Source organism: Leisingera daeponensis (genome assembly GCF_019801465.1).
GTDB lineage: Bacteria > Pseudomonadota > Alphaproteobacteria > Rhodobacterales > Rhodobacteraceae > Leisingera > Leisingera daeponensis_A.
The window spans coordinates 25,123-48,368 of record NZ_JAHVJA010000004.1 but is presented as its reverse complement, the minus strand read 5'-3'; the positions used below and the strand labels follow the sequence as shown (position 1 = coordinate 48,368).

Here is a 23,246-nt window from a genome sequence, read left to right as displayed (position 1 = left end):
GTTCATTTAAACCGAATGCGAGGCTTCTATATCGAACGAATGGATTGTTCGTCAAGGCGAACGATGGGATGAAAAAATGAACACATCAGCGCCCCACAAGATGATAGCCGCGGCCATCCAGCGCGAACGCAGCCGCGCGGGAAAGTCGCTGTCGGCACTCGCGGCCGAGGCAGGAATTGCGAAATCGACCCTGTCTCAGCTGGAGGCAGGCAATGGAAACCCCAGTGTAGAGACTCTTTGGGCACTGGCCGCAGCGCTGGATATCCCGCTGAGCCTGCTGTTTGAGACCGAGGCGCCCGCCACAAAGCTGATCCGCGCAATCGAAGGAGAGGTGCTGGAGTCAGAACAGTCGGATTTCGCCGCGGTCCTGCTGTCGCGCAGCCCGCCGAATGTGCGCCGGGATGTCTACCGCGTGGTGATGCAGCTGGGAGAGATCCGCCGCGCCCAGCCGCATCCGCGCGGCACCGTGGAGCATATGCTGGTCTGTTCCGGTCAGATGCGGGCCGGGCCGGAAGGGCAGGAGGAACTGCTGTATCCCGGTGACTACTACACCTTTCCGGGAGACCATCCGCATACCTATGAGGCGAAGCGGGCCGACACGATGTTCCTGATGGTGATGGAGGCGCCCTGACCGGCGCCCTCAGAAATCGGACTTCACCCGGAACTTCAGCGACTCGCCGCTATCGGGGTGCTTAATCCGCAACTCCTCGGAATGCAGCATCAGCCGCGGATGCTCCAATGCCGCGCCGGTTGCATAAAGCGGGTCGCCCAGGATCGGGTGGCCCAGTGACAGCATATGCACCCGCAATTGGTGCGAACGCCCGGTCTTGGGGGTCAGCCGCACCCGTGTGGCATTGTCCTCATACTTCATCACCCGCCAGTCGGTGACGGCGGGTTTGCCGGTTTCATGGCAGACCATCTGCTTGGGCCGGTTCGGCCAGTCGACGATCAGCGGCAGATCTACGGTGCCGCTGCGCGGTTCCAGCCGGCCAGCCACCCGCGCGACATATGCTTTCTTGGCGGTGCGCTTTTCAAATTGCATCGACAGATGCCGCTGCGCATGGGGGGTGAGGCCAAACACCATCACGCCGGAGGTGTCGCGGTCGAGCCGGTGCACCAGCAGCGCCTCAGGGAACACCGCCTGAATGCGGCTGATCAGGCAATCGGCCAGATGCTCCCCGCGCCCCGGCACTGACAACAGGCCGGCAGGCTTGTTCACCGCCAGCAGCTCTGCGTCGTGGTGCAGGATCTCCAGCGGGTCCTGCGGCGGGGTGTATTCGCTTGATACGGCCATGACCGATTGCCTACTGCGGGATCCTGGCGAGGGCAAGCAGTCCCGCGCCGCTTTCCCGCTTGCCTGGTCTTTGCTAAATTGACACTGTCCCGGCGATCCGGTAACCGGCGCGCCTCACGTACACATGGGGACGATGCATGGCACGCAAACGCAAAGGGCGCGATATTTCCGGCTGGCTGGTGGTGGACAAGCCCGCGGGGCTGACCTCGACCGCGGTTGTGAACAAGGTGCGCTGGGCGCTGGAGGCCAAGAAGGCCGGCCATGCGGGCACCCTGGACCCGGAGGCAACCGGCGTTCTAGCGGTGGCACTTGGCGAAGCGACCAAGACCGTTCCCTATATCACCGATGCCTTGAAGGCCTATACTTTCACCGTGCGGCTGGGGCAGGCGACCAATACCGATGATGCCGAGGGCGAGGTGATTGCCGAAAGCGCCGAACGCCCCACCGATGAGCAGATCAAGGATGCGCTGCTGCCCTTCCTGGGTGAGATCATGCAGGTGCCCCCCAAGTTCTCCGCGGTGAAGATTGACGGCCAGCGCGCCTACAAGCTCGCCCGTGATGGTGAGGATGTGGAGATCGAAGCCCGCCCGCTGTGGGTCGAGGAGCTGATCATGCTGGACCGCCCGGACGCGGACCACGTGGTGCTGGAAATGACCTGCGGCAAAGGCGGCTACGTGCGTTCGATCGCCCGTGACCTGGGCGCGGCGCTGGGCTGCCATGGCCATGTCAAGGAACTGCGCCGGATCTGGTCCGGTCCCTTTGATGCGGCTGAGGACGGGATTTCGCTGGAGGAGATCGACCGTCTGGCGCGCACGCCGGAGCTGGACGCCTACCTGCGCCCGCTGGAGGAAGGACTGGCTGATTTGCCTGAGGTGAAATGCACCCCCGAAGGCGCAGTCCGGCTGCGCAACGGCAACCCGGGCATGGTAATGCCCAGCGATGAAGTTGAATACGGCGATGAGGCCTGGGCCTCGCTCGACGGCCAGGCGGTGGCAGTTGGCGTCTATAAATCGGGCACCCTGCATCCCAGCCGGGTCTTCAATCAGGACACAAGCGCCGGTTAACAAGGTGTGACTTTTTGGGTCAGCAGCTGTGACCGGATGTTTCGCGCGCGAAACATTCGGACAGCAGCGCTGACCTATTGCCCTGCGCGGTCGTTGCGGTCCGGACTAGACTGCACCGGCTGTTCCGTATTCCCCGAACACAGAGTAATACTCTTGTGCGGTCAGGATGATAGCTGCTTGCCTGCCCTCCACGGCGCTGATTGTATTTCCCGCCGCATCCCTCCAGCGGTCTTCATCCGTAGAATAGTCGTCGTGGAAGGCAATGCTGATCTCTGACTGGTCGCCTGGCAATGCCGAGACAGCAATGCCGTCCATGGCGATCAGGGTGCTGTCCTCGTCCGCTCCACCTGACAGGGTGTCGGCACCGCTTTGGCCAAAGATCAAATCATCGCCTGCGGTGCCGTCCAGTGTGTCGCCGCCCGATGTGCCGCGGATCGCATCCAGGGTGAACGGCGCGGTTCCGCCGGGACCTTCAAAGCGCACGGTGCGGTCAACGTCGCCCCCCGGGTCAGAAAATCCACTTGCAGAGTTTCACCTTCATCCAGGGAAACGCCCGGCAGGGTCAGGATCGTTTGGTTGTTGAGGGTGTCGATATAGCGCAGGCCGGTGCCGTCTTCGGCCTCGATCAGCTCGACGTAACCGGAGTGATAGGGCGTCAGGGCCAGCCGGTCGGCACCCAGTTCAAAATCCTCGATCAGCGTGTGACGGCTGCCCTCATCGCCCAGGACAAAGCGGTCTGCCCCCGCGCCGCCCCGGGCGGTATTGTCCGCACCCAGATGCAATTCATCATCGCCGTTGCCGCCGGCCAGCAGATCCAGGTCGCCGGCATTGCCCGTCAGCGTGTCGTTTCCATCCCCGCCGTCCAGCACGTCGTCTGTTCCCGCGGTGCCGGACAGTTGGATGGATTGGGGTTGCGGGTCTGGTTCAACCGGAGTGTCCGGTTCCGCCGGTCCGGCGGTTTCTTGGCCGGAGTTTTCTGCTCTGTCAAAGCCAACTGCTATGGCGGAGCCTGCAAGTGCAAGGAAGATAAGAAGTTCCATGTCGCTCAGGTCAAAAAAATCAAAGCCTCCGCGGTAAAAATGCGCCTACGTTTCTGCTGCAGGTTGCGAGAAACCTGCTTGGATCGCAACCTGTGCCGGTCTAGTAACGCCGCCATGATCATCCGCAGCCATACCAAGGGCGATGCGCCCTCGACCGCCGTTTATTCCGACTGCGAAACCTACCGCTACAGCCTGACCCGGGTTTGGGAACCGGCCGGGCCGCGGGTGATGTTCGTGATGCTGAACCCTTCGACCGCAACCGAGGTGCAGAACGATCCCACCATCGAACGCTGCGAGCGGCGCGCCCGGGCACTGGGGTTCGGCGGGTTCCGGGCCACCAACATCTTTGCCTGCCGGGTGACCGACCCGCGGGAGATGCGCAGGCTGCAGGCGCCGGAGGGGCCGGACAACATGGCCGCCATCCTTGTAGGCATGGAGTGGGCGAATATGGTGATCTGCGCCTGGGGTACCCATGGCGAACATCGCGGCCAGGGCGCACGGGTGGAAAGCACGCTGCGGGAAACGGGCAAACCGCTCCATCACCTTGGGCTCAGCAAGGCGGGTCATCCGAAGCATCCTTTGTACATCGCCTACAGCCAGCAGCCTCAGCCGTGGCATGCGGGCACCGGGTCCTGAACTCAAATACCCGTTAACCGATGTTCCCGTTTTGTTTTGTCATTCAGCGTGCAGCATGAGAGTGTGTATTTGTTTGATTTTGTGTCTTCGGGTTGAGTGGCGATGCTGTGGCTGGCGAGCATGTTGGGACTGATGGCGGTGGGCGGAGCCGTCCTGGCGGAGACCGGGACCGATGAGGATGAGGGCAGCAGCGCCCCGTCCGGCCCTGAGGCGGAGGGTGACGGTCTGGACGGCGGCTTCATCGAGCCCGGCGGCGAAGCGGGGGCAGACGGGGGCAGCGCGGAGTCAGCAGGCACGGAAGATGGCGAAACTCTGACGGGCACCGAATACGGCGATGTGCTGGCAGGCAGCGGCCAGGCCGACAGCATCAGCGGCGGCGGCGGTGATGACCAGATCGGCGGGTATGGCGGGGAAGACTGGCTGGAGGGCGGATCCGGCAGCGATGTGCTGCACGGCGGTGCCGGAGATGACAGCCTGTTTGGCGGTGCAGATGAGGACCTGCTGCATGGCGAAGACGGAGATGACGTCCTGCAAGGCGGGGAAGGCGGTGACACACTGTACGGGCATTTCGGCAATGACAGCCTGCTGGGCGGCGGCGGCGCGGATGTGCTGCATGGCGGCCGGGAGGAGGATTGGCTGGAAGGCGGAGACGGCGCGGATTCGCTGCATGGCAATGACGGCGACGACAGCCTGACTGGCGGCGCCGGTGAAGATGCGCTGTTCGGCGGCACCGGCAATGACGTGGTATCCGGCGCCGGGGATGGCGCTGACCAGGATTTTGTTAACGGCGGTGATGGTGATGACACGCTGATCGCCGGGGCAGGTGATGTGCTCACCGGCGGCGCAGGTGCCGATCTCTTTGCAGCGGGCAGTTGGACCGGCACTGCCGGAGCCGTGCAGCTGATGGATTATGATGCCGCAGAGGACCAGCTGGTGCTGGTCTGGGACTTCGAGGGCGGTACGGAACCGCAGGTGGTGGTGCAGCAGAATCCGGAAGCTGAAGATGAGCAGCTGATACTTGTGAACGGGGAACCAGTGTTGCGGGTCTCGGGCGCATTAGGCCTGACCGTGGCCGACCTGGTGCTGATCGACACTGCATCGGCTGCGGCGGCCGGAATGCTGCCGCAGTAGGCTGGACAGATGATACCGGATCGCCTCACATAGGCTTTGCCTTTGCAGCGGAAACAGCTTATACGCCCGCATCTGCCGCGATTCTGCGGCAGGTATCTCCATGGGCCTGTGCTGGACGACATCCCGGCCTGAGCCATCCACTCTAACCTTATGAAGGAGACCCCGATGTCGATCACTGCGGAAGAAAAAACGCGCCTGATGAAAGAATTCGCAACCAAGGACGGCGACACCGGTTCCCCGGAAGTCCAGGTTGCAATCCTGACCTCGCGCATCAACACCCTGACTGAGCACTTCAAAACCCACAAGAAGGACAACCACGGCCGCCGTGGCCTCCTGAAAATGGTTGCTCAGCGCCGCAAGCTGCTGGACTACACCAAAGGCAAGGATGAGGCCCGTTACCAGGACCTGATCAAGCGCCTGGGCATCCGCCGCTAATCCGCGCATATCCGGATTTTCTGCGCCCGTTCCGAAAGGAGCGGGCGTTTTCTTTTCTTTCAGTGGCGTCAAGCGCGCGAAGTGCTCCCGCGCCCGCAGGCCCCCCGGCTGCGCCGGGCAGCTCTTGGCCTTGGGCGTGGCGCGTGCTGCGCACGGGCGGTTGCTGCCTGCGGCAATGCAGGCCTTTGCGGGCCCGTGGCCGGTTTGCAAACGAAACGCCGCCCCGGATGGAGCGGCGTTTTGTCTTTGCCGGAAGCGGCGCGGGTTATTCCCCGTAGGGCACCCAGATGTTCTTGATCTCAGTGGCCTCCTGCAGGAAGCGCTTTGTCCGGTCCTGCATCCAATCGGCTGCGGTGCCGTTGTTGACCCAGGTGCGCTTCAGGTTGCCTGCGGAAGCCGCCTCGATTGATGCCGACAGATCAGAGGAGGAGAAGCTCCAGACTGCGTCCACGTTTAAGTGCGCGGCCAGCGGTGTCGCCAGCTCCGCATGGCTGCCGGTCAGGATGTTGACCACACCGCCGGGCACGTCCGAGGTGTCCAGAACCTGGTAGAAATCGGTTGCAGCCAGAGGGAAGGGCTCGGAGGCCACCAGCACCACCCGGTTGCCCATGGCAATGGCCGGCGCCATCACCGAGACCAGACCCAGCAGCGGCGCCTCATCCGCGCAGAGCGCGCCGATCACGCCAACCGGCTCCTTCATCGCCAGCGCCACGCCGTGGATCGGAACGCCATGCACCTGGCCGTCGTATTTGTCGGCCCAGGCCGCGGCGGAGAACAGGCGCTGGATCGAGGCCCCGACCTCTGCTGCGCCGCCCTTCTTGCCTGTCATTGCGTCGATGCGGGCTGCAAACTCGTCCGCACGGGCGGAGAGGTTCTCGCCGATGTAGTAAAGGAGCTGCGCCCGCAGGTGGCCGGTGGTTTTGGACCACTTGCCTGCACCCGCCGCGGCCTCAACAGCGTTGCGGACATCCTTGCGGTTGGCGAGGCCGGCATGGCCGAGCAGTGCGCCGGACTTGCCATAGATGGCCTGGCTGTAGCCGCCATCCGGGCGTGCCTGCTTGCCGCCAACGTAGAGCTTGGCGGTGCGGTCCAGCGGGTCGACGGGGGCGCCACTGCCGGCAAACGCATCAACTTTGGCCAGTTGCTTGGCCTTGGATTTCGGACGGGTATAGGCAGCAAGACCCTCCCAGCCGCCTTCGCGCCCGAAGCCGCTTTCGCGCACACCCCCGAAACCGGCAGCAGCGTCGAACATGTTGGTGCCGTTGATCCAGACCACGCCGGCGGCCAGTTGCGGCGCCATGTCGAGCGCGAGGTTCACGTTCTCGCTCCAGACGGTCGCAGCCAACCCGTAACGGGTGTTGTTGGCCAGCTCCACGGCTTCCGCCGGGGTGCGGAAGGTGCAGGAGACCAGCACCGGGCCAAAGATCTCCTCCTGCATCAGCGGATCGGCGGGCGACAGGCCCTCGATCAGCGTCGGCGGGTAGAAGCAGCCGCCTTCGGGCATTTCGACACGTGCCTGATGCATGGTGCCCGCCCGGTTGGCCGCAACCATGCAGCTGATGGTGTCGAGCTGCACGGGATCCACCACGGCACCCACGTCGATGCATTTGTCGAGCGGGTTGCCGACGCGCAGCCCGTCCATGCGGGCCTTGAGCTTGGTATGGAACCGGTCCGCAATGCCCTCTTGCACCAGCAGGCGCGAGCCGGCGCAGCAGACCTGGCCCTGGTTGAACCAGATCGCATCCACCAGACCTTCGATGGCGGAGTCAATGTCGGCGTCGTCAAAGACGATGTAGGGGGACTTGCCGCCCAACTCGAGAGTCAGTGCCTTGCCGCTGCCTGCGGTGGCTTCGCGGATCTTGCGGCCGACAGAGGTGGAGCCGGTGAAGGCGATCTTGTCCACATCCGCTGCGGTGATCATCCCGCCCACGGCGCCGTCGCCTGTGACGATGTTGACCACGCCCCTGGGCAGGCCCGCCTGGCGGCAGATGTCGGCGAACAGCAGCGCTGTAAGGGAGGTGTATTCCGCCGGTTTCAGCACCACGGTGTTGCCCATGGCGATGGCCGGGGCGATTTTCCATGCGAGCATCAGAAGCGGGAAGTTCCACGGGATGATCTGGCCGCAGACGCCCAGGGCCTCGGCATCCGGCAGTTCGCTGTTCATCAGCTGGGCCATGCCGGCGTGATAATAGAAATGCCGCTGCGCGAGGGGGATGTCGATGTCGCGGCTCTCGCGGATCGGTTTGCCGTTGTCCAGCGTTTCAAGCACTGCAAACAGGCGGGAATGCTTCTGCAGCAGGCGCGCGATGGCATAGAGGTATTTGGCGCGGCCAGCGCCGCCAAGTCCGGCCCAGCCGCCCTGCGCCTTGCGGGCGGCTTCAACCGCAGCATCCACATCGGCCTGCGAGGCTTGGGTCAGGGTGGCCAGCACCTCGCCGGTGGCCGGGTTCCTGCTGTCAAAGCCGTCGCCGGGCGCGGTGAACTCACCGTTGATGAAATGTCCGAACCGGCTGCCCTGATCAACCAGCCAGGCCAGTGCCTCAGCTGCGCTTTCGGGGGCGGGGCCGTAGTCCATGGTGTCGAAAATCTCTTTGATGGTCATGTGTCCAGCCCTCAACCCATCGCGTGGCGGTAGCCGGCGGAGTATGCTCCGGTGACATGGTGTTCCAGCTGGCGCTCGATGTCGCCCAAGAGCGAGGAGGCGCCAAAGCGGAACAGGTCGGGCTGCAGCCAGCGGCCGCCCAATTCGTCTTTCATCAGGGCCAAGTATACCAGCGCGTCCTTGGCCTTGGAGATGCCGCCTGCGGGCTTGTAGCCGACGCGGTAGCCGGTACGTTCATAGTAGTCGCGGATCGCCCGGATCATCACCAGTGAGACGGGCAGGGTGGCGTTGACGCTTTCCTTGCCTGTGGAGGTCTTGATGAAATCGGCCCCCGCCATCATGCAGACCAGCGAGGCACGCGCCACGTTGCGTAAGCTGCCCAGCTCGCCGGTGGCCAGGATTGCCTTCACATGGGCTTCGCCGCAGGCCTGACGGAAGGCTTTCATTTCGTCGTAAAGCTCTTGCCAGTTGCCCTGCAGCACATGGCGGCGGGTGATCACGATGTCGATTTCCTCGGCGCCGTCCTTGACGCTTTCCTCGATCTCCGCCAGCCGCAGTCGGAACGGCGACAAGCCGGCCGGAAAACCGGTTGAGACCGCGGCAACAGGGATGCCGGTGCCTTCCAGCGCGTTGACGGCGGTTGGGATCATGTCGTGATAGACGCACACTGCGCCGGTGGTCAGGCCCTCCATGCCCAGCGTGCGAAGGAGGCCGGAACTGACCGGCTGCCGCGCCTTGGCGCACAGGCGGCGGACGCGGCCCTCGGTGTCGTCACCGGACAGGGTGGTGAGGTCAATGAGGCTGATGGCTTTCAGGAGCCATGCGGCTTGATGGTCTTTCTTGACGCTGCGGCGGCCCGGAAGGGTGGCGCAGCGGCGTTCGATGGCCGAGGTGTTGGCCTGCACGGCAGCTACCCAGTCCAGGTCGAGCTCCATGCCCGGGTTGCGCGGCTCGGCCAGCTGCGGCAGCTGCGCGCTTCGTTCGGCGATTTGGCTTTCCATTCGGGGAGTCCTCAGAAGAGTTCCGTGCGAAAGTCGCACGGGTGCGGCATCTTGGCAAGCGAGCGGCCCGGCAGACCGGCATATTTTTTGACTAAGTGGACAAAAATGCATGGCAAGGGGGCTGGGGAGGCGGAATACCGCGAGGCGCAAGGCCTGCAAGCGGCCTTCCTATCCCGAAACGCCGGCGTTGGGCGGGTGCGCATTCCTGTGGCAGAATCGCGCACACATGCTAAATTTAGCGGTATGAGCAGTGCAGAACCCCATATCCGCGAAAAAATAGTGTCAGACGGCCGACCGGTCATCCGCCAGCTGGACGACAGCGCCATCAACCGGATTGCTGCTGGCGAGGTAGTGGAACGCCCCGCCTCAGCGGTCAAGGAACTGGTGGAAAACGCCATAGACGCCGGCGCAACACGGATCACTGTGGAGATCTCCGATGGCGGCAAAACGCTGATCCGGGTGACCGACGACGGCTGCGGCATGACGCCTGAGGACCTGCCGCTGGCGCTGAGCCGCCATGCGACCTCTAAGATCGATGGCTCCGACCTGCTGAATATCCACACCTTCGGCTTCCGGGGCGAGGCGCTGCCAAGCTTGGGCGCTGTCGGGCGGCTGACCATCACCAGCCGGGCAGCGGGCCATGAAGCGGCGCAAATCCGGGTGTCGGGCGGCAAGCTGGAACCGGTGAAGCCGGCGGCTCTGCGCACAGGCACCATTGTCGAGCTGCGCGACCTGTTCTTTGCAACGCCTGCCCGGCTCAAGTTCATGCGAACCGACCGGGCCGAAGCGCAGGCGATCGGGGACACGGTGAAACGGCTGGCGATGGCGGAACCCTCGGTGGGCTTTACTCTGCGCGACGTCTCGGGCGGCGGCGAGGGGCGGGTCACCTTCCGGGCTGATCCGCTGTCCGGCGACTTGTTCGATGCGCTGCACGGGCGGCTGGCCTCGGTGCTCGGGCGGGAGTTTGCCGAGAACGCGCTAAAGATCGACGCCACCCGTGAGGGTATCCGGCTGTACGGCTATGCGGCGCTGCCGACCTATTCGCGCGGTGCGGCAGTAGCGCAATTCCTGTTCGTGAACACCCGGCCGGTGAAGGACAAGATGCTGACTGGTGCCTTGCGGGCGGCGTATTTCGATTTCCTCAGCCGCGACCGTCACCCGGCGGCGGCGCTGTTCATCGATTGCGATCCGCAGCTGGTTGACGTGAACGTGCATCCGGCCAAGTCCGAGGTGCGGTTCCGCGATCCGGGGCTGGCGCGGGGGCTGATCGTCTCTTCCCTGCGCCATGCGCTGGCGGAAGCCGGGCATCGCGCCTCGACCACCGTGGCAGGTGCCACGCTGGGGGCGATGAAGGCGGAGCAGCCCACCGCCAGCGGCGCGCCGCGGGTCTATCAGATGGACCGGCCCTCCTATGGCGCGCGTTCGGCATCTTATGCGGCGCAGCAGCCGGAAAGCTTTGCGCCCGCGCCCGCCTATCAGCCCCCGGCGTCTCCAGGCTTTGCAGAGCTGGCGGGCGCTTACAGCGGCCGGGTGACAGAAACGCCGGAGGCCCCGATGGCCCCGGGTCAGTCCTCGGATGCGCCAGAAGCCGCCGCGCCCGGGGCCGAAGCCCTGCCGCTTGGCGCGGCGCGCGGCCAGGTGCATGAAAACTACATCATCGCCCAAACCGCCGACGGCATGGTGATTGTCGATCAGCACGCCGCGCATGAGCGGCTGGTCTATGAAAAGCTGAAGAAGCAGGTGGCCGAAAACGGTGTCGCGGCACAGGCCCTGCTGATCCCGGAGATCGTCGAGCTGAGCGACAATGACTGCGCCTGCCTCTTGGGCGTGGCAGACGAACTCTCGAAGTTTGGCCTCGGCATCGAGGCGTTTGGCGGCAATGCCATTGCGGTGCGGGAAACTCCGGCGATTTTGGGCGAAGTCAACGCCGAGGCGATGATCAAGGACATCCTGGACGAGTTGTCGGACCAGGGCGAAAGCCAGCTTGTCCAAGCGCGGGTGGAAGCGATCCTAAGCCGGGTTGCCTGCCACGGTTCGATCCGTTCTGGCCGCCGGATGCGGGGGGAGGAGATGAATGCGCTTTTGCGGGAAATGGAGGCAACACCCCATTCCGGCCAGTGCAACCATGGCCGGCCGACCTACGTGGAACTGAAACTGGCAGATATCGAGCGCCTGTTCGGGCGCACATGAACAAGAACCCCCGGTAAAGGGAGGACGAGCAGTGACACTGGAACAGGCCCAATGGGCTATCTATGCGCTGGCGGGACTGGCCGCCATTCTTGCGCTGGCTGGCCTGCGGCTGCGCGGAACGGCGCGGCAGCTGGAGCAGATGAACGCGGATCAGCGCAGCCACATCGCCGGGCTGAGGGCTGAGGTGGCGCGGCTGCCGGAACTGACGGATGAACTGGCCACCCTGCGCCGCACCAGCGAGAACGAGCGCGCCGCGCGCTATCAGGCGGAGGCTCAGGTGCAGGCTTTGAAAGCGGAGCATGCGGCACGGCTGGAAGAGCTCAATCACATGAACCAGCAGATGGAGCACAAGTTTGCCGCGCTGGCCAATGGTGTGCTGAAGCAGAATTCCGAAAGCTTCCTGAGCCTGGTCAGCGAACGCTTTCAGGCGCACAGCAAGACAGCGGACGCGGACCTGGCCAAGCGCCATGCGGCGATCGAAAGCCTGGTGAAGCCCTTGGATCAGAAACTGGGCCAGTTCGGCGAGCGGATCAAGGAGATCGAGCAGGCCCGCAACGAAGCCTACGGTGCGATCCAGGCGCAGGTGAAGCACTTGGCCGAGGGCCAGGCGGCGCTGGGCGGCGAAACCCGCAAGCTGGTGCAGGCGCTGCGGGCGCCCAAGACCCGCGGCCGCTGGGGCGAGATGCAGCTGCGCCAGGTGTTCGAGATGGCCGGCATGGCCGAACACGTGGATTACGAGCTGGAGAAGAGCGTCGGCACCGATGAGGGCCTGCGCAGGCCTGATGCTGTGGTGCGCATTCCCGGCGGCAAGAGCATTGTGGTGGATGCCAAGACACCGCTGGAGGCCTATCTGGACGCGCTGGAGGCGGAGACGCCGGATCAGCAGCAGGCGGCACTTGCCCGTCATGCAAACCATGTGAAGACCCATGTGCGCCAGCTGTCCTCTAAATCTTATCAAAGCGCCCTCGGCGAGACGCCTGATTTCGTGGTGATGTTCATCCCCGGCGAGACCTTTGTCTCCGCCGCGGCCGAAGCCGATCCGGGGTTGATCGAGTACGCCTTTGAAAACAAGGTTTTGATTGCGACCCCGACCACGCTGATGGCGCTGGTCAAGTCGATCGCCTATGGCTGGCAGCAGGAGAAGATGGCGGAAAACGCGGTCGAAGTTCAGAAAACCGCCAAGGAGTTGTATGACCGGCTGGCGACCTTCTCCAAGAACCTGGCTTCGGTTGGCCGCTCTCTGTCTTCCTCGGTGAACAACTACAACAAGGCAGTGGGATCGCTCGAGGCCCGGGTGCTGCCGTCCGCCCGCCGGTTTGAAGCGATGGGCGTGGTGGCAAACGGAGCAGAACTGGAAGATCCCGGCCAGGTGGAAGTCGAGCCGCGCCAGGTGGCGCTTCTGGCGGAGGAGTAGATGCGGCTGCCGCCGGCACTGCGTGCAGGAGCTGCGGGAGAGGCGGCGCTGCGGGCTGCAGAGGTTGAGGCAGAACGTATCGTCGCGCTTCTGCGGATCGCAGTGGCACTAGGCCTGATGCTGGCAATGACACTGGCCCTTGATTCAGTGCGGGTGGTTGATGAGCCGCACTTGCGGCGCCAGATCGGGCTGGCAATGGTCACCATGCTTTCCTACTTGGCAGTTGGTGTGCTGATTTATTGGATGATCGGCAGGGGGCTGTTCAAGCCCTGGATGATCTGGCTGGCGGTTTTTACCGATTGCACCTTTCTTCTTTTGAATGCCTTTCTTTCACTGGTGAATACCGGGGTGCCCGGTGCAGCAATCTTTGCCATGCCGGCCGTGTGGATGGCCCCGGTTGTGCTGGCCTTCGGAGTGCTGCGGCTCAGCCCCTTGCGGCTTGCGGTGATGCTGGTGCTGATTGCAGCCGGATTTGGCTGGATGATCCTGTGGCAGCCGCCTGAAGCTGCGCCGGACCTTGTTGAACGGATCCGGCTGACCTTGGATTCGCCGCCGAATTTCATGCGGCTGGTGATGTTGTGCCTGGCAGGCGCAGTTCTGGTGGTGGCTGCGGTGCGGATGCGCAGCCTGCTGCACCGCTCTCTGGAAGAGGCGCGTCAAAAGGCTAACCTGACCCGCTACCTGCCGGCCCAGCTGGCGGAGCGACTGGCCGGGGGCGGGCTGGAAGCCCTGCAGGAGGGCCGCCAGCAGCAGATGGCAATCCTGTTCATCGACATCCGGGGCTTCACCAGCTGGTGCGAGGGACGCGAACCGCATGAAGTCAGCAGCCTGATTACAGAGTTCCGCAGCCGGGTGGAGGATGTGGCGGGCCGGACAAGCGGGCTGATCGACAAATACATCGGTGACGCGGCGATGATCCTGTTTGAAGGGGAACTGGCAGCGGTCAGGGCGCTGGACTGTGCCGAAGGCCTGGCGGCGGAAGTTGCCGCATGGTTCCGGATGCGGGAGCAGGCGGGTGACAGGGGGATGGCAGCCGGGATCGGTGTGCACTGGGGCGACGTCTTCTCAGGCGTGACCGGCACACAGGAGCGGCTGGAATACTCCGTTTTCGGCGACACGGTGAACACAGCGGCGCGGCTGGAGCAGCTGACCAAGGAGCATGGCATGGCGGTGATTGCCTCTGAGGCGCTGCTGAAGCAAGCCGGGGTGGAGCCCGCGCGAAACGGCTGGGAACCGCTGCCGGCAGAGGTCCTGCGCGGGCGCAGCAAGAGGCTCGCGCTCTTCGGCAAGGCGCAGGAATAGGCTCGGCTTCATTTGCCTCAGATCAAAGACTTAGGTGTTTTGCCTGCGGTTTGATATGATGAGACAGCGAACAGAAGGAATGGAGCAATGCTGGAGATCTCAGCCCGCAAGGTGGCACAGGTGGCGATGATGGCCCGGGAGCTGGGACGGGCCGAGGGCGAGCTGCGCGCTTTCATCGACCGGATGAGCGAGGACCAGCAGTCCGAGCTGGTCGGCATCATGTGGGTTGGCCGCGGCAGTTTCGAACCGGAGGAGCTGGCTGAAGCAATCTATACCGCGCGCCAGGAGGCAACCACGCCGACCGTCGACTACCTGCTTGGCACACCGCATCTGGCGGACAATCTGGAGGCCGGGCTGGAAGCGCTGGGCATCGATGTCAATGATGTCGAGGACGATGTGATCGGCCGCTGAAGCCGCAGGTTCGGTTCGCAATGCTAAAGGGCGCCGCAATCCGGCGCCCTCTATTTTGGGAACTGAAGTCAGACCTTGCTGTCAACAACCTCGAGGTGCTGAGCCAGCTTGCCGATCTCAGCCATCCACTTCCCGACCAGGGCGGGGTCGCTGGGCGCAGCGTGGACGCCGGCGGCGATCTTGCCGTTCATTGCAGCCTCGATGGCAAAGGACACAGGATAGGACACCAAGCGCGCCATAGCGCTGCCGCGCTCGTCGCCCCAGGCGTCCATGACATAGGTCTTGTGCCAGACCTCGGCGCCGTCTTTCTCGGCTTTCAGGCCCACGCAGAGCACCACCCGGTCCGGCTCACCCTCGTCATAGGCATTCTCGGCCCAGAACTGATCCGACATTTCCTTGAGGCGGGAGTCGCCTTCGGGGCCGGAGAGGGTTTCGACCTGCTTGAACACATCCGCCCAGGCATCGGCCCAGCCGTTGAGGCGCAGGGTGCCGCGGACGAATTCCTTCACTTTCCAGTCCTCGCCGAATTCGTACTGGGACATGAAGGGGATCGAGTCGCGGTTCGGGTAGACCTCGAAGCTTTCCGGCGCGGGCAGAGGCGCCTCATAGGAGGAGATCGCGTCCCAGGGGCGGGCGACGTCCAGTTCCTTGAAATCGCGGATCGACTTCGACGGCGAGCGCAGCGCCTTCAGCACGCCCAAAGGCGACCAGCTGAATTTGTAGCGGAACGGGTTCGGCGTCTTGGGAATGCCGCCGCAGTAGGAGATGAAGCTGATCTCGTTGGCCGGGTCAAAGGCATCAGAGGCCTTGTAGTCGGCAACCAGCGCATGCGCCATCAGGTGGTCGATGCCAGGATCCAGTCCCACCTCGTTGATCAGGCAGACACCTGCATCTTTCGCCTTCTGCTCCAGCGCGCGCATTTCCGGCGCGATGTAGGAGGAGGAGACAAAATGAGCGCCGCGCTCAATCGCCAGCTCGGCCAGAGGCACATGCCAGTCGCCCGGCAGCATCGACACGATCACGTCCTTGGGGCTCAGCATCTGGGCCAGGTTGGCGATGCTGAAGGCGTGGATGTTGGTGGTCAGATCGCCGACGGCGCCGCGCGCCTTGTCGGTGGTCCGGTTCCAGACCGCCACGTCGTGGCCGGCTTCCAGCAGGCGGCGCAGGCCGGGGATTGCCGACAGGCCGGTGCCGCACCAGTGAATAGTCATGTGTCAGTCCCTTTCTTGTATTTCAGAATTGCTCCGATGATCGCCAGCACGATGACGATGGAGCAGGCATTGGCAAGGATGATAGGCGCATCGCCCATCAGCAGCCCATAGATCAGCCACAGGCTGACGGTTCCGAGAAACATCAGATTGGCTGGCAGGGACAGCCCCGCCGTATCGCGCGTGGCCCAGGCTTTCCAGGCTTGAGGGAGCCAGCAAACCGTGCCAAGGATGGCCGCCAGAAATCCGATGGAGGTTGCGGTCATTCGGGCAGATGCTCCAGGAAGGTGGCCTTGGCCCGGCCCCAGACACCGCTATTCAGATCGGTGAGCGTCAGCAGCGAGGGCAGCAGCTGGGCGGCGTAATCCTCGGAGCTTTCCACCGGCAGCATCGACGGCAGGTTGTCGATCGCCATCACGTCCAGCACCGGGTTTTCGGCAACACGCAGGGCGGGGGCCTCCCAGGTGGTGGCGCGGTCATAGACCGGCACCGGGTTGTAGTCGCTGTCCGGATCGCAAGCGACATCGCCGATGGCGGTCAGCTTGCGGTCCGCGCTCAAAGCTTCACGGGGCACAAAGACCGGGGTGCCCGGGCGCGCGAAGATACAGTTCAGGAACAGGTCATGGGCCAGGATTTCCGGGAACGGGCCGCCGCTAGCGGTCTCGGCCATGTCCCATTTGGTGACGGCGACGCCCATTGCCTCGCAAAGATCAGCCGCACCGGTTCCAACCCGGCCAAGCGCGCCGATCACGATGGCGGTCGGGCGGTCCATGTTCAGCGCGTCAAGTTCTGCGCCCAGATCTGACAGCAGCGCGTCCTTGCCGGGATAAACGCCAACCGGCCCGCACAGCTCGCCGCGCTGCTGAGCGGCCCATGATTTCAGCGTCACCGCGGCGCCGGCATAGCCCGCCCAGTAGCCAAAGGCAGCCACCCGGCGGCCGGTCTCGTCCACCAGATATTCCAGATCATAAAGCGTGCCGCCGCCGGCCTTGAACCGCTCCAAAAGCGCCTTGCCGGAGTGCTGGCCCTTGAAGGCATGGCCGAACATGATGTGGCGGTGCGGCAGCGGGGTGCCGTCTTCAGGCAGTTCCTTGAGGCCGAAGATGATCGCGTCCGCAGGCGCGCCGGGCCAGGAGTTTTCCGGTGCAATTTCGCAGCCTGCATCAATGTAGCCCTGCAGCGGGATTGCCCGCACAGAGCTTTCCTCGACCGTGACCTTGATGCCCGCGGCCAGCAGCGTCTTGGCGCCTTCGGGGGTGAGGCCAACCCGGTCTTCGTTGGGGCGCTGCTCGGCCCGTACCCACAGATGCGTCATTGTCATGTCCTTCAAAGCATTCCCTTGGCATAAACTGCGCGCACGGATGGGCGCTGTTCCATTGCCGTCATGAAGTTCTGGATTTTGGGAAAGTCCGCAGTGGTCACCCCGTCGCCTTCCAGCCAGGTGCAGACCACGTAAAGGTAGCAATCAGCGAGGCTGACCGTGTCGCCCAGCACAAAGGGCCCGCGCAGCCCGAACTGGCTTATGTATTCGCAGGAGGCCGCCATGGTCTGGGGCACCATCTTCTGCATGTCTTTCCAGCTGGTCCGCTCCTTGGCCCAGCGGGCACCGCGCAGTTTGTGCGCGTGGTTCACATGCATGGTCGAGGCGAGGTAGAACATCACCTCGCGCATGCGGGCCAGAAGCACCGGGTCCTGCGGGCGCAAAGACGCCTCGGGCGCCATGTCTGAGATGTATTCCAGCAAGGCGCCTGTCTCGGTCAGGATGCCGCCTTCCACCGCCAGCGCCGGTACCCGGCCCTTGGGGTTGATCTGGGCATAGGCCGCACCGGTCTGCTCCTTGGCGGCAAAGTCGATCTTCACTGCCTCATATTCGATTCCGGTTTCCTCAAGCGCGATAGCCGCTGCCACCGAAATGGTATTGGGGGCGTAGTAGAGCTGCATGTCGTCCCTCCCGTTCGTGTCTCAGAGATGTGTCTGGGCAAAATGCCGGTCCGGCGCTTCCAGATGCGGCACCGCGTTGAACAAAACCGGGCTCCAGTGGCCGCCGATCGGGAACAGCCGGTGCATGGAAGTGTTCATCACCGCCAAGGCAATCCGGGCCATGCCTGCAGTATCCAGCCCCATCGCTTGGCGCAGCGCCATCGAGATTAACCCGCCGGAGGTCACAACCAAGGCAGGCCCGTCACCTGCCGCGATCTCTTCCAGCGCCTGCCGGGTGCGGGTCTCGAAGTTTTCCCAGCTTTCGTAGGGGGCTGCGATGTCGCCTGTCGCCCATGCGGCAAAGACCTTTGGAAGATGGTCGACAAACCCCTCACGCTCTTCCGGAATGGGCAGGCCGTGCTGGTCGCGCATTGCTTCGGCAAGTGTGAAGTATTCCATCTCGTTCAGCCGGGCGTCCTGCACAGGTTCCGCAAAACCCATCGAGGCGGCTGTTTCGATATGCCGGGTCAGCGTGCCGCAATAGATGCGCGGATGATGGCTGCCGCTGGACCGCAGGTGATCACCCAGCCAGGCCGCCTGCTGGTGGCCCAGATCGCTGAGCCGGTCATAGCTGGCCTCGTCGCGGGCCTGGGTGTTGGCCTGGCCGTGGCGGATCAGCGTGATGTGGGACATGGGCGGGCGGCTCCGTTGTTACCGGGGGAGTCTTAGGGGAGCTTGCAGGCAGAGAAAAGGGCAGGCTTGCCGCCGCCAGGATCAAATTCGTTGAGGCCGAGGAAAACTTGGCCCAGTGTGCTGTAGCCAGATAGGAGACCTGCCATGCCGATCGACCCTCAGCGCTTTCTTGAGGATCTGCACAAACTTCGCAGCTTTGGCGCGTCAGGTGTGGGCAAGGGGGTGGTGCGGCAGGCCTACTCGGATGCCGACATCGCTGCGCGCAAATGGCTGGCAGGACGGATGAAAGAGGCCGGGTTAGAGCCGCATTTCGACCCTCTCGGCAATCTCTTTGGCCTGGCCGCGGAGAAGAGCCTGCTGCTGGGGTCGCACAGCGACAGTCAGCCCGAAGGCGGCTGGCTGGACGGGGCGCTGGGCGTGATCGCCGGGCTGGAAATTGCGAGGGCGGCTAAGGAGGATGGCGTGCCGTCCATTTCTTGCGTCAGCTTCCAAGATGAGGAAGGGCGGTTCGGAGTGCTGACCGGCTCGGACGTCTGGAGCGGCAAGCTGTCACTGACGGAGGCGGATGGGTTTGCCGACAATCAGGGCAATACGCTTGCGGACATGCGCGGCAGGATGGCGGAGCTGGCCGGGGAGTTTCTGCCGCATGACAGGTTCACCGGCTTTCTGGAGATGCATATCGAGCAGGGCCCGTACCTGGAGGAGACCGGGCTTGGGCTTGGGGTGGTGACGGATATTGTCGGCATCCGCGACATGCGCATCACGTTCGAAGGCCGCCAGAACCACGCAGGGACCACGCCGATGCATCTGCGTCGGGATGCGTTCCAGGCGCTTTCCGCCTTCAATACGGCTCTAAACAGCCGCTTTGCAAATGTGGTGACGCCTGCAACGGTCTGGACCATCGGCCATTTGGCGCTGCATCCCAATGCGTCCTCTGTTGTTCCGGGCCGGGCGGTGTTTTCCATGCAGTGGCGCGACGCGGATGCAGACCGGCTGGCGCGGATGGAGGAAATTATCAAGGAAGCCGCACAGAAGATTGCAGCGGCTCACGGTGTAAGGGCTGAGCTCGGCCCGGTAATGGGCATAGAACCGGCGGCGATGGATGCACGGTTTCAGGCGGGACTGGCTGACGCAGCGGAGGCGCTGGCACCCGGCAAGTGGCAAAAGATGCCTTCAGGCGCGCTGCATGATGCGGCCAGCCTGGCAACGGTGATGCCTGCGGGGATGCTGTTTGTCCCTTCGATTGGCGGCATCAGCCATGCCTTTGACGAAGACACGGAAGAGGCTGAACTGGTGCTGGGGCTGCAGGTGCTGAACCGGGCCGCCCGGGCCTTGGCCGGGTGATCTCCCGCCTGTTTCCGGCCCTCCTGCCGGAGGCCCGGCACAGTTGGGCCGGGCGCCGCTGGCGCGGCGCGGGTCAGGCCCGGCCGTAGCCGCGTTTGATCATCCGGTTGCGGTGCTTGTCGGCAGCCAGAGATGCCTCGCGCAGGTTGCCATAGATGTTGATCACGCTTTGCCCGTTGCCGCCGGCCACGCCCCATTCCCGCAGCACGGAGACTTCGGAAAACAGGTTCATCGCCAGCTCAATGCGGTAGAACCGCGACGGGCGCGAAGGGGCTTGGCGGTAGAGCAGACAGGTGGCCATGAGCTGATTCTATGCCAAGTGATTCGCCCGGGCAAGAAACTCTATGCTGCGCCGAGGAGCGTGAGACCCAGAAGCACGGAAGACAGCGCCGCCACCGCAAAGGCCAGGGTGCGCAGAACCGGTATGCCGATGGTGTAGATGATGTAATGCGCGATCATGCCGATAAAGAAAGTCAGGCCCAGAGTGCCGGGCTGGTTTTCTGCCGGCAGCACCAGCATCGCCAGAATGGCCAGCGGCGCAAAAGCGGCAAACAGTTCTACGCCCACGATATGCGCCCGGTGCGCGCGCTGAGCCCAGAGTGATTGCGGCAGGTCGCTGGGGCCGGGATTGGCCATCGCCCCCATCAGTCCGCGGACCATGACCCGGTCCAGAATGTAAGGCAGCCAGGCTAGCGCCAGCCAGAGCCCGGATAGGGCTGTAAAATACTGCAACTGCGTCATCTTCCGCTCCTTCTGATTGACCAGACTGAGCGTAGCGCGGAACATGCGATTTTCTACCTGAAGGGGGTCAGTCCCAGTCTACATCACCCAGAAAGATATAACCCGCCCCGTAGATGGTCTTGATCAGCCGGGGGTTCTTCGGATCTTCGCGGAGCTTGGTGCGCAGGCGGGAAATGCGCACATCCATCGCCCGGTCAAAGCTGTCCCCGGCTGCGCCGCCCAGCATTTCCTGCATCTGCGCGCGGGAGATCAGCCGCTTGGGGCTGTTCAGGAACAGCCGCAGCACCTCACCCTCAGCATGGGAGAACGGGGTTTCCGCACCGTTTTCGTCCTCCAGCACGTAACGGTCAAAATGAGCGGTCCAGCTGGCAAAGCGGGCGGTGTTGCTGGCCGGTGCAGCTGTGCGCGGGCCGCTGCGCAGCCGGGCCCGGACACGGGCCACGACCTCTGCCGGGTCGAACGGCTTAGTGATGTAATCATCGGCGCCAAGCTCCAGCCCGGTCACCCGGTCCTGCACCTGGGCGCGGCCGGATATGATAATGACTGCGGCCCCCTGTTCCAGGGCCAGCCGGTGCACCAGCGCCAGGCCGTCGGTATCCGGCAGGGACAAGTCGACCAGGCAGACGTCAGGTGTCACCCGGTTCAGCGCAGCCTCGAACTCGCGGGCGCGGGAAAAACTTTGGGTGCGGAAGCCTGCATCCTCCAAAGTGTCGGTCAGGATCTGCCGGATTTCCGGCTCGTCATCCAGGATGGTGACCAGGGGCGATGTCATTCGGCGGGCTCCGGTTGGATCAGCTCGGAAAGCTGGTGGATGGTGAAAGGTTTGCGCAAAACCGGGCCGCATTTCAATGCCTTGCGGAAAAGCGGGTCGCTGACGGGCAGAGAGGTCATCAGGATGCAGGGCAGACCGGAGCCCTCCAGCCGTGTAGCGAGGTCTATACCGGTGGCACTGCCTTCCAGCTTGATGTCCGACAGTACCAGAGCAATGTCCGGCAGGTCAGCTGTCAGCGCGCAGGCCTCGTCGACGCTGGCGGCCTCGATAACCGAAAAGCCGAGGTCGGTCAGCATATCGCGGAAGGCTGCGCGCAGCTCCTCGCTGTCCTCAACCAGCAAGGCCATGCCGCCGCCCGCGTCCGGGGCCGGGCGGTAGGGCAGGCGCAGGGTGATCGCGGCACCAGTGATGCCGTTGCCGATCCGCATATCGCCTCCGGCCAGTTTGGCCATATCATAAACCATCGGCAAGCCGAGGCCGGAGCCTTCGCTGCCTTTGGTGGTAAAGAACGGGTTGAGCGCTTTTTCCAGCGCCTCCGGCGAGAAGCCGGGGCCGGTATCGGTCACGGTGATTTCGACCCAGGTCTGGCCGACCGCATGGGCGCTGACGGTGATCTGACCAGACGTGCCGCAGGCGTCGCGGGCGTTTAGTATCAGGTTCAAGAGCGCATCCTGAAGCTTTCCTGCGTCGAGCAGCAGCACCTGATCCGGCAGGTTATCAAGAATGCTGAGTCCCACGCCCTGCGGCAGCGACGGCGAAGCCAGCACCTTCAGCTCATCCAGCAGGGCGTGCATATCGGTGGCCTGCGGGCGCAGGGTGCGCTGGCTGGTCATTTCGGCAATCCGGTTCAAAAGCCGCCCGCCGCGCCGGGCGGCCGACAGGGTGCCCTGCACCAATTCGCCGGCTTCGCCGCCCAATCCCATCTTTTCCAGCTTTCCTTGCATGCCCAAGATGATGGTCAGAAGGTTGGAGAAATCATGCGCCAGGCCGCTGGTCATCTGCGCAGCCATCTCGCGGCGGCGGGCCTGCTGCAGGGCGACACGGGCCTGGGTTTCCTCGGTCACATCCATTGACAGAATATAGACACCGCCCTGCTGATCAGGAGTGAAGGCCACCCGGATCCGGCGGCTGCCGTGGCTTTCGGTGAATTCGAACACCGGGCTGCTGCCCTTGTAGGCGGCCAGCAGATGCGGCTCGATCCGGTCGAAGGCGGTCTCTCCCAGCGCGTCCGAGATATGCATTCCGAGGATTTCCGAGGGGCGGCCCGGAAACACCGCGCTAAGGCGGCGGTTGGTATAGGTGTAATACCCGTCCGCATCCACATGGGCGATATGGGCGGGCATCATCTCTGTCGTCAGGCGGGTACGGCCTTCGATTTCAGTCAGCTGGCGCTTGGCCTCTTCCAGTGCAGTGTTGGTGGCTTCCAGCTGCCTGTTGGCAGCAGACAGTTCCTCCGTATGGGCAATCAGCTTTTCGGACAGTTCTTCCGAACGGGAGCGCAGCAGCTGCTCCGCGCGTTTTGCACGGGAGATGTCTGTATAAACTGTGACCCAGCCGCCCTGCGGCAGAGGCGAGCCTTCGATTGAAATCGTCTGCCCGTTGGGGCGTTCGCGCTCCAGATAGTGGGGCACGAAATTCAGGGCCTGGTCGACCCGGCTCCGAACGATGTCCTCAATATCGTTTTCCGGCGCGTATTCCCCCGCTTCGGCCAGATAGCGGATGGTTTCGGCAAAGGACGCGCCCGGCTGAACCAGATGGTCCGGGAGATCGAACATTTCCTGGAAACGCCGGTTGCAGACTGCCAGCCGGAGGTCGTTGTCATAGATCGACAACGCCTGGGCAATCAAATTCAGCCCGGCGGTGGTCATGGCGGCGTGCTGTTTGCTTATCCGGTTCATGGTACTCCCCGGGTCATGGCTAGCACCGGGGCGGCTGCGGGGCAAATCGCCATTCGGCCGCGGCGCGCAAATGTACCGCGGCTTCAAAGGTCCGGTCGCCTTTCGGTTGCCGCGCTGCGGAAAAAGCTGCGGACGGATCCAGAGGTGCGG

Annotated in this window: 24 protein-coding genes; 10 read left to right on the top strand and 14 right to left on the bottom strand. The window is 63.8% G+C overall.

What is annotated here, in order from left to right; translation table 11 throughout:
* Positions 1-76 precede the first annotated feature (76 nt).
* Complete coding sequence (locus KUV26_RS11175; protein ID WP_261399843.1) at positions 77-631, top strand: helix-turn-helix domain-containing protein; 555 nt, start codon at positions 77-79, stop codon at positions 629-631.
* 9 nt (positions 632-640) lie between these two features.
* Here the strand turns inward: KUV26_RS11175 and KUV26_RS11170 are convergent, their stop codons facing one another.
* Complete coding sequence (locus KUV26_RS11170) at positions 641-1,294, bottom strand: RluA family pseudouridine synthase (RefSeq protein WP_222504253.1); 654 nt, start codon at positions 1,292-1,294, stop codon at positions 641-643.
* Positions 1,295-1,431: 137 nt separating this feature from the next.
* Between KUV26_RS11170 and truB the strand changes: the two genes are divergently transcribed.
* On the top strand, positions 1,432-2,358 hold the full coding sequence (truB, locus tag KUV26_RS11165) for a tRNA pseudouridine(55) synthase TruB (protein ID WP_222504254.1): 927 nt from the start codon (positions 1,432-1,434) through the stop codon (positions 2,356-2,358).
* 105 nt (positions 2,359-2,463) lie between these two features.
* Here truB and KUV26_RS11160 read toward each other — a convergent pair whose 3' ends face one another.
* Together KUV26_RS11160 and KUV26_RS11155 are read right to left on the bottom strand one after the other, a co-directional pair.
* Positions 2,464-2,742: a hypothetical protein gene (locus tag KUV26_RS11160; protein ID WP_261399842.1), complete on the bottom strand. Its 279-nt coding sequence runs from the start codon at positions 2,740-2,742 to the stop codon at positions 2,464-2,466.
* Positions 2,739-3,398 (bottom strand): hypothetical protein, encoded by a 660-nt coding sequence (locus KUV26_RS11155; protein ID WP_222508396.1) that lies wholly within the window; start codon positions 3,396-3,398, stop codon positions 2,739-2,741. The genes KUV26_RS11160 and KUV26_RS11155 overlap by 4 nt, the downstream gene beginning before the upstream one ends.
* Positions 3,399-3,512: 114 nt before the next feature.
* Here KUV26_RS11155 and KUV26_RS11150 point away from each other — a divergent pair, with 114 nt between their 5' ends.
* The 3 genes from KUV26_RS11150 (at position 3,513) to rpsO (ending at position 5,600) form a co-directional block, all read left to right on the top strand.
* Entirely contained in the window at positions 3,513-4,034 is a 522-nt protein-coding gene (locus KUV26_RS11150; RefSeq protein WP_222508395.1) for a DUF1643 domain-containing protein, read from the top strand.
* Positions 4,035-4,136: 102 nt separating this feature from the next.
* Positions 4,137-5,165, top strand: a complete 1,029-nt coding sequence (locus KUV26_RS11145; RefSeq protein WP_222508589.1) for a calcium-binding protein — start codon at positions 4,137-4,139, stop codon at positions 5,163-5,165.
* Positions 5,166-5,330: 165 nt separating this feature from the next.
* Positions 5,331-5,600: a 30S ribosomal protein S15 gene (rpsO, locus tag KUV26_RS11140; protein WP_024088374.1), complete on the top strand. Its 270-nt coding sequence runs from the start codon at positions 5,331-5,333 to the stop codon at positions 5,598-5,600.
* A gap of 265 nt (positions 5,601-5,865) precedes the next feature.
* Here the strand turns inward: rpsO and KUV26_RS11135 are convergent, their stop codons facing one another.
* Entirely contained in the window at positions 5,866-8,202 is a 2,337-nt protein-coding gene (locus KUV26_RS11135; RefSeq protein ID WP_222508394.1) for an aldehyde dehydrogenase family protein, read from the bottom strand.
* Positions 8,203-8,213: 11 nt separating this feature from the next.
* Complete coding sequence (deoC, locus tag KUV26_RS11130; RefSeq protein WP_222508393.1) at positions 8,214-9,203, bottom strand: deoxyribose-phosphate aldolase; 990 nt, start codon at positions 9,201-9,203, stop codon at positions 8,214-8,216.
* 243 nt (positions 9,204-9,446) lie between these two features.
* On the opposite strand from deoC, the gene mutL reads away from it, so the two are divergent.
* From mutL to KUV26_RS11110, 4 genes are all read left to right on the top strand, one after another.
* Positions 9,447-11,393 (top strand): DNA mismatch repair endonuclease MutL, encoded by a 1,947-nt coding sequence (gene mutL / locus KUV26_RS11125; RefSeq protein ID WP_222508392.1) that lies wholly within the window; start codon positions 9,447-9,449, stop codon positions 11,391-11,393.
* A 31-nt stretch (positions 11,394-11,424) separates the two neighbouring features.
* The gene (gene rmuC / locus KUV26_RS11120; protein WP_222508391.1) at positions 11,425-12,807 is read left to right on the top strand and encodes a DNA recombination protein RmuC; all 1,383 of its coding nucleotides are present in this window, start codon (positions 11,425-11,427) and stop codon (positions 12,805-12,807) included.
* Positions 12,808-14,109, top strand: a complete 1,302-nt coding sequence (locus tag KUV26_RS11115; RefSeq protein WP_222508390.1) for an adenylate/guanylate cyclase domain-containing protein — start codon at positions 12,808-12,810, stop codon at positions 14,107-14,109.
* Between the two features lie 87 nt (positions 14,110-14,196).
* Complete coding sequence (locus KUV26_RS11110; protein ID WP_222504263.1) at positions 14,197-14,520, top strand: DUF3775 domain-containing protein; 324 nt, start codon at positions 14,197-14,199, stop codon at positions 14,518-14,520.
* A gap of 68 nt (positions 14,521-14,588) precedes the next feature.
* Here KUV26_RS11110 and KUV26_RS11105 read toward each other — a convergent pair whose 3' ends face one another.
* From KUV26_RS11105 to KUV26_RS11085, 5 genes are read right to left on the bottom strand one after another with little or no spacing between them, the layout of a single operon-like run.
* Positions 14,589-15,731 (bottom strand): saccharopine dehydrogenase family protein, encoded by a 1,143-nt coding sequence (locus tag KUV26_RS11105; protein WP_222508389.1) that lies wholly within the window; start codon positions 15,729-15,731, stop codon positions 14,589-14,591.
* Positions 15,728-15,994, bottom strand: coding sequence for a SemiSWEET family sugar transporter (locus KUV26_RS11100; protein ID WP_222508388.1), 267 nt, complete (start codon positions 15,992-15,994; stop codon positions 15,728-15,730). The genes KUV26_RS11105 and KUV26_RS11100 overlap by 4 nt, the downstream gene beginning before the upstream one ends.
* The gene (locus KUV26_RS11095; protein WP_222508387.1) at positions 15,991-17,043 is read right to left on the bottom strand and encodes a saccharopine dehydrogenase; all 1,053 of its coding nucleotides are present in this window, start codon (positions 17,041-17,043) and stop codon (positions 15,991-15,993) included. Before KUV26_RS11095 ends, KUV26_RS11100 begins: the two co-directional genes overlap by 4 nt.
* 11 nt (positions 17,044-17,054) lie before the next feature.
* On the bottom strand, positions 17,055-17,669 hold the full coding sequence (locus KUV26_RS11090) for a glutathione S-transferase family protein (protein ID WP_222508386.1): 615 nt from the start codon (positions 17,667-17,669) through the stop codon (positions 17,055-17,057).
* Between the two features lie 21 nt (positions 17,670-17,690).
* Positions 17,691-18,341 (bottom strand): histidine phosphatase family protein, encoded by a 651-nt coding sequence (locus KUV26_RS11085; RefSeq protein ID WP_222508385.1) that lies wholly within the window; start codon positions 18,339-18,341, stop codon positions 17,691-17,693.
* Positions 18,342-18,485: 144 nt separating this feature from the next.
* On the opposite strand from KUV26_RS11085, the gene KUV26_RS11080 reads away from it, so the two are divergent.
* Entirely contained in the window at positions 18,486-19,685 is a 1,200-nt protein-coding gene (locus KUV26_RS11080; RefSeq protein ID WP_222508384.1) for a Zn-dependent hydrolase, read from the top strand.
* A gap of 73 nt (positions 19,686-19,758) precedes the next feature.
* Here the strand turns inward: KUV26_RS11080 and KUV26_RS11075 are convergent, their stop codons facing one another.
* The 4 genes from KUV26_RS11075 to KUV26_RS11060 all read right to left on the bottom strand — a co-directional run bounded on the left by KUV26_RS11075 (position 19,759) and on the right by KUV26_RS11060 (position 23,096).
* Entirely contained in the window at positions 19,759-19,986 is a 228-nt protein-coding gene (locus tag KUV26_RS11075; protein WP_222504269.1) for a WGR domain-containing protein, read from the bottom strand.
* Between the two features lie 41 nt (positions 19,987-20,027).
* A complete protein-coding gene (locus KUV26_RS11070; RefSeq protein WP_222508383.1) occupies positions 20,028-20,426 on the bottom strand; it encodes an MAPEG family protein in 399 nt (132 codons plus the stop codon).
* A 67-nt stretch (positions 20,427-20,493) separates the two neighbouring features.
* Positions 20,494-21,198 (bottom strand): response regulator transcription factor, encoded by a 705-nt coding sequence (locus tag KUV26_RS11065; RefSeq protein WP_222504271.1) that lies wholly within the window; start codon positions 21,196-21,198, stop codon positions 20,494-20,496.
* Positions 21,195-23,096 (bottom strand): PAS-domain containing protein, encoded by a 1,902-nt coding sequence (locus tag KUV26_RS11060; protein WP_222508382.1) that lies wholly within the window; start codon positions 23,094-23,096, stop codon positions 21,195-21,197. Before KUV26_RS11060 ends, KUV26_RS11065 begins: the two co-directional genes overlap by 4 nt.
* Positions 23,097-23,246: the final 150 nt, after the last annotated feature.

Coding starts and splice junctions, on each gene's coding strand:
- KUV26_RS11110 (WP_222504263.1), top strand. CDS start 14,197: ATGCTGGAGATCTCAGCCCGCAAGGTGGCACAGGTGGCGATGATGGCC.
- KUV26_RS11175 (WP_261399843.1), top strand. CDS start 77: ATGAACACATCAGCGCCCCACAAGATGATAGCCGCGGCCATCCAGCGC.
- KUV26_RS11170 (WP_222504253.1), bottom strand. CDS start 1,294: ATGGCCGTATCAAGCGAATACACCCCGCCGCAGGACCCGCTGGAGATC.
- KUV26_RS11095 (WP_222508387.1), bottom strand. CDS start 17,043: ATGACGCATCTGTGGGTACGGGCCGAGCAGCGCCCCAACGAAGACCGG.
- KUV26_RS11060 (WP_222508382.1), bottom strand. CDS start 23,096: ATGAACCGGATAAGCAAACAGCACGCCGCCATGACCACCGCCGGGCTG.
- KUV26_RS11085 (WP_222508385.1), bottom strand. CDS start 18,341: ATGTCCCACATCACGCTGATCCGCCACGGCCAGGCCAACACCCAGGCC.
- KUV26_RS11105 (WP_222508389.1), bottom strand. CDS start 15,731: ATGACTATTCACTGGTGCGGCACCGGCCTGTCGGCAATCCCCGGCCTG.
- KUV26_RS11075 (WP_222504269.1), bottom strand. CDS start 19,986: ATGGCCACCTGTCTGCTCTACCGCCAAGCCCCTTCGCGCCCGTCGCGG.
- KUV26_RS11155 (WP_222508396.1), bottom strand. CDS start 3,398: ATGGAACTTCTTATCTTCCTTGCACTTGCAGGCTCCGCCATAGCAGTT.
- deoC (WP_222508393.1), bottom strand. CDS start 9,203: ATGGAAAGCCAAATCGCCGAACGAAGCGCGCAGCTGCCGCAGCTGGCC.
- rpsO (WP_024088374.1), top strand. CDS start 5,331: ATGTCGATCACTGCGGAAGAAAAAACGCGCCTGATGAAAGAATTCGCA.
- KUV26_RS11070 (WP_222508383.1), bottom strand. CDS start 20,426: ATGACGCAGTTGCAGTATTTTACAGCCCTATCCGGGCTCTGGCTGGCG.
- KUV26_RS11090 (WP_222508386.1), bottom strand. CDS start 17,669: ATGCAGCTCTACTACGCCCCCAATACCATTTCGGTGGCAGCGGCTATC.
- truB (WP_222504254.1), top strand. CDS start 1,432: ATGGCACGCAAACGCAAAGGGCGCGATATTTCCGGCTGGCTGGTGGTG.
- KUV26_RS11115 (WP_222508390.1), top strand. CDS start 12,808: ATGCGGCTGCCGCCGGCACTGCGTGCAGGAGCTGCGGGAGAGGCGGCG.
- mutL (WP_222508392.1), top strand. CDS start 9,447: ATGAGCAGTGCAGAACCCCATATCCGCGAAAAAATAGTGTCAGACGGC.
- KUV26_RS11135 (WP_222508394.1), bottom strand. CDS start 8,202: ATGACCATCAAAGAGATTTTCGACACCATGGACTACGGCCCCGCCCCC.
- KUV26_RS11150 (WP_222508395.1), top strand. CDS start 3,513: ATGATCATCCGCAGCCATACCAAGGGCGATGCGCCCTCGACCGCCGTT.
- KUV26_RS11065 (WP_222504271.1), bottom strand. CDS start 21,198: ATGACATCGCCCCTGGTCACCATCCTGGATGACGAGCCGGAAATCCGG.
- KUV26_RS11145 (WP_222508589.1), top strand. CDS start 4,137: ATGCTGTGGCTGGCGAGCATGTTGGGACTGATGGCGGTGGGCGGAGCC.
- KUV26_RS11100 (WP_222508388.1), bottom strand. CDS start 15,994: ATGACCGCAACCTCCATCGGATTTCTGGCGGCCATCCTTGGCACGGTT.
- KUV26_RS11080 (WP_222508384.1), top strand. CDS start 18,486: ATGCCGATCGACCCTCAGCGCTTTCTTGAGGATCTGCACAAACTTCGC.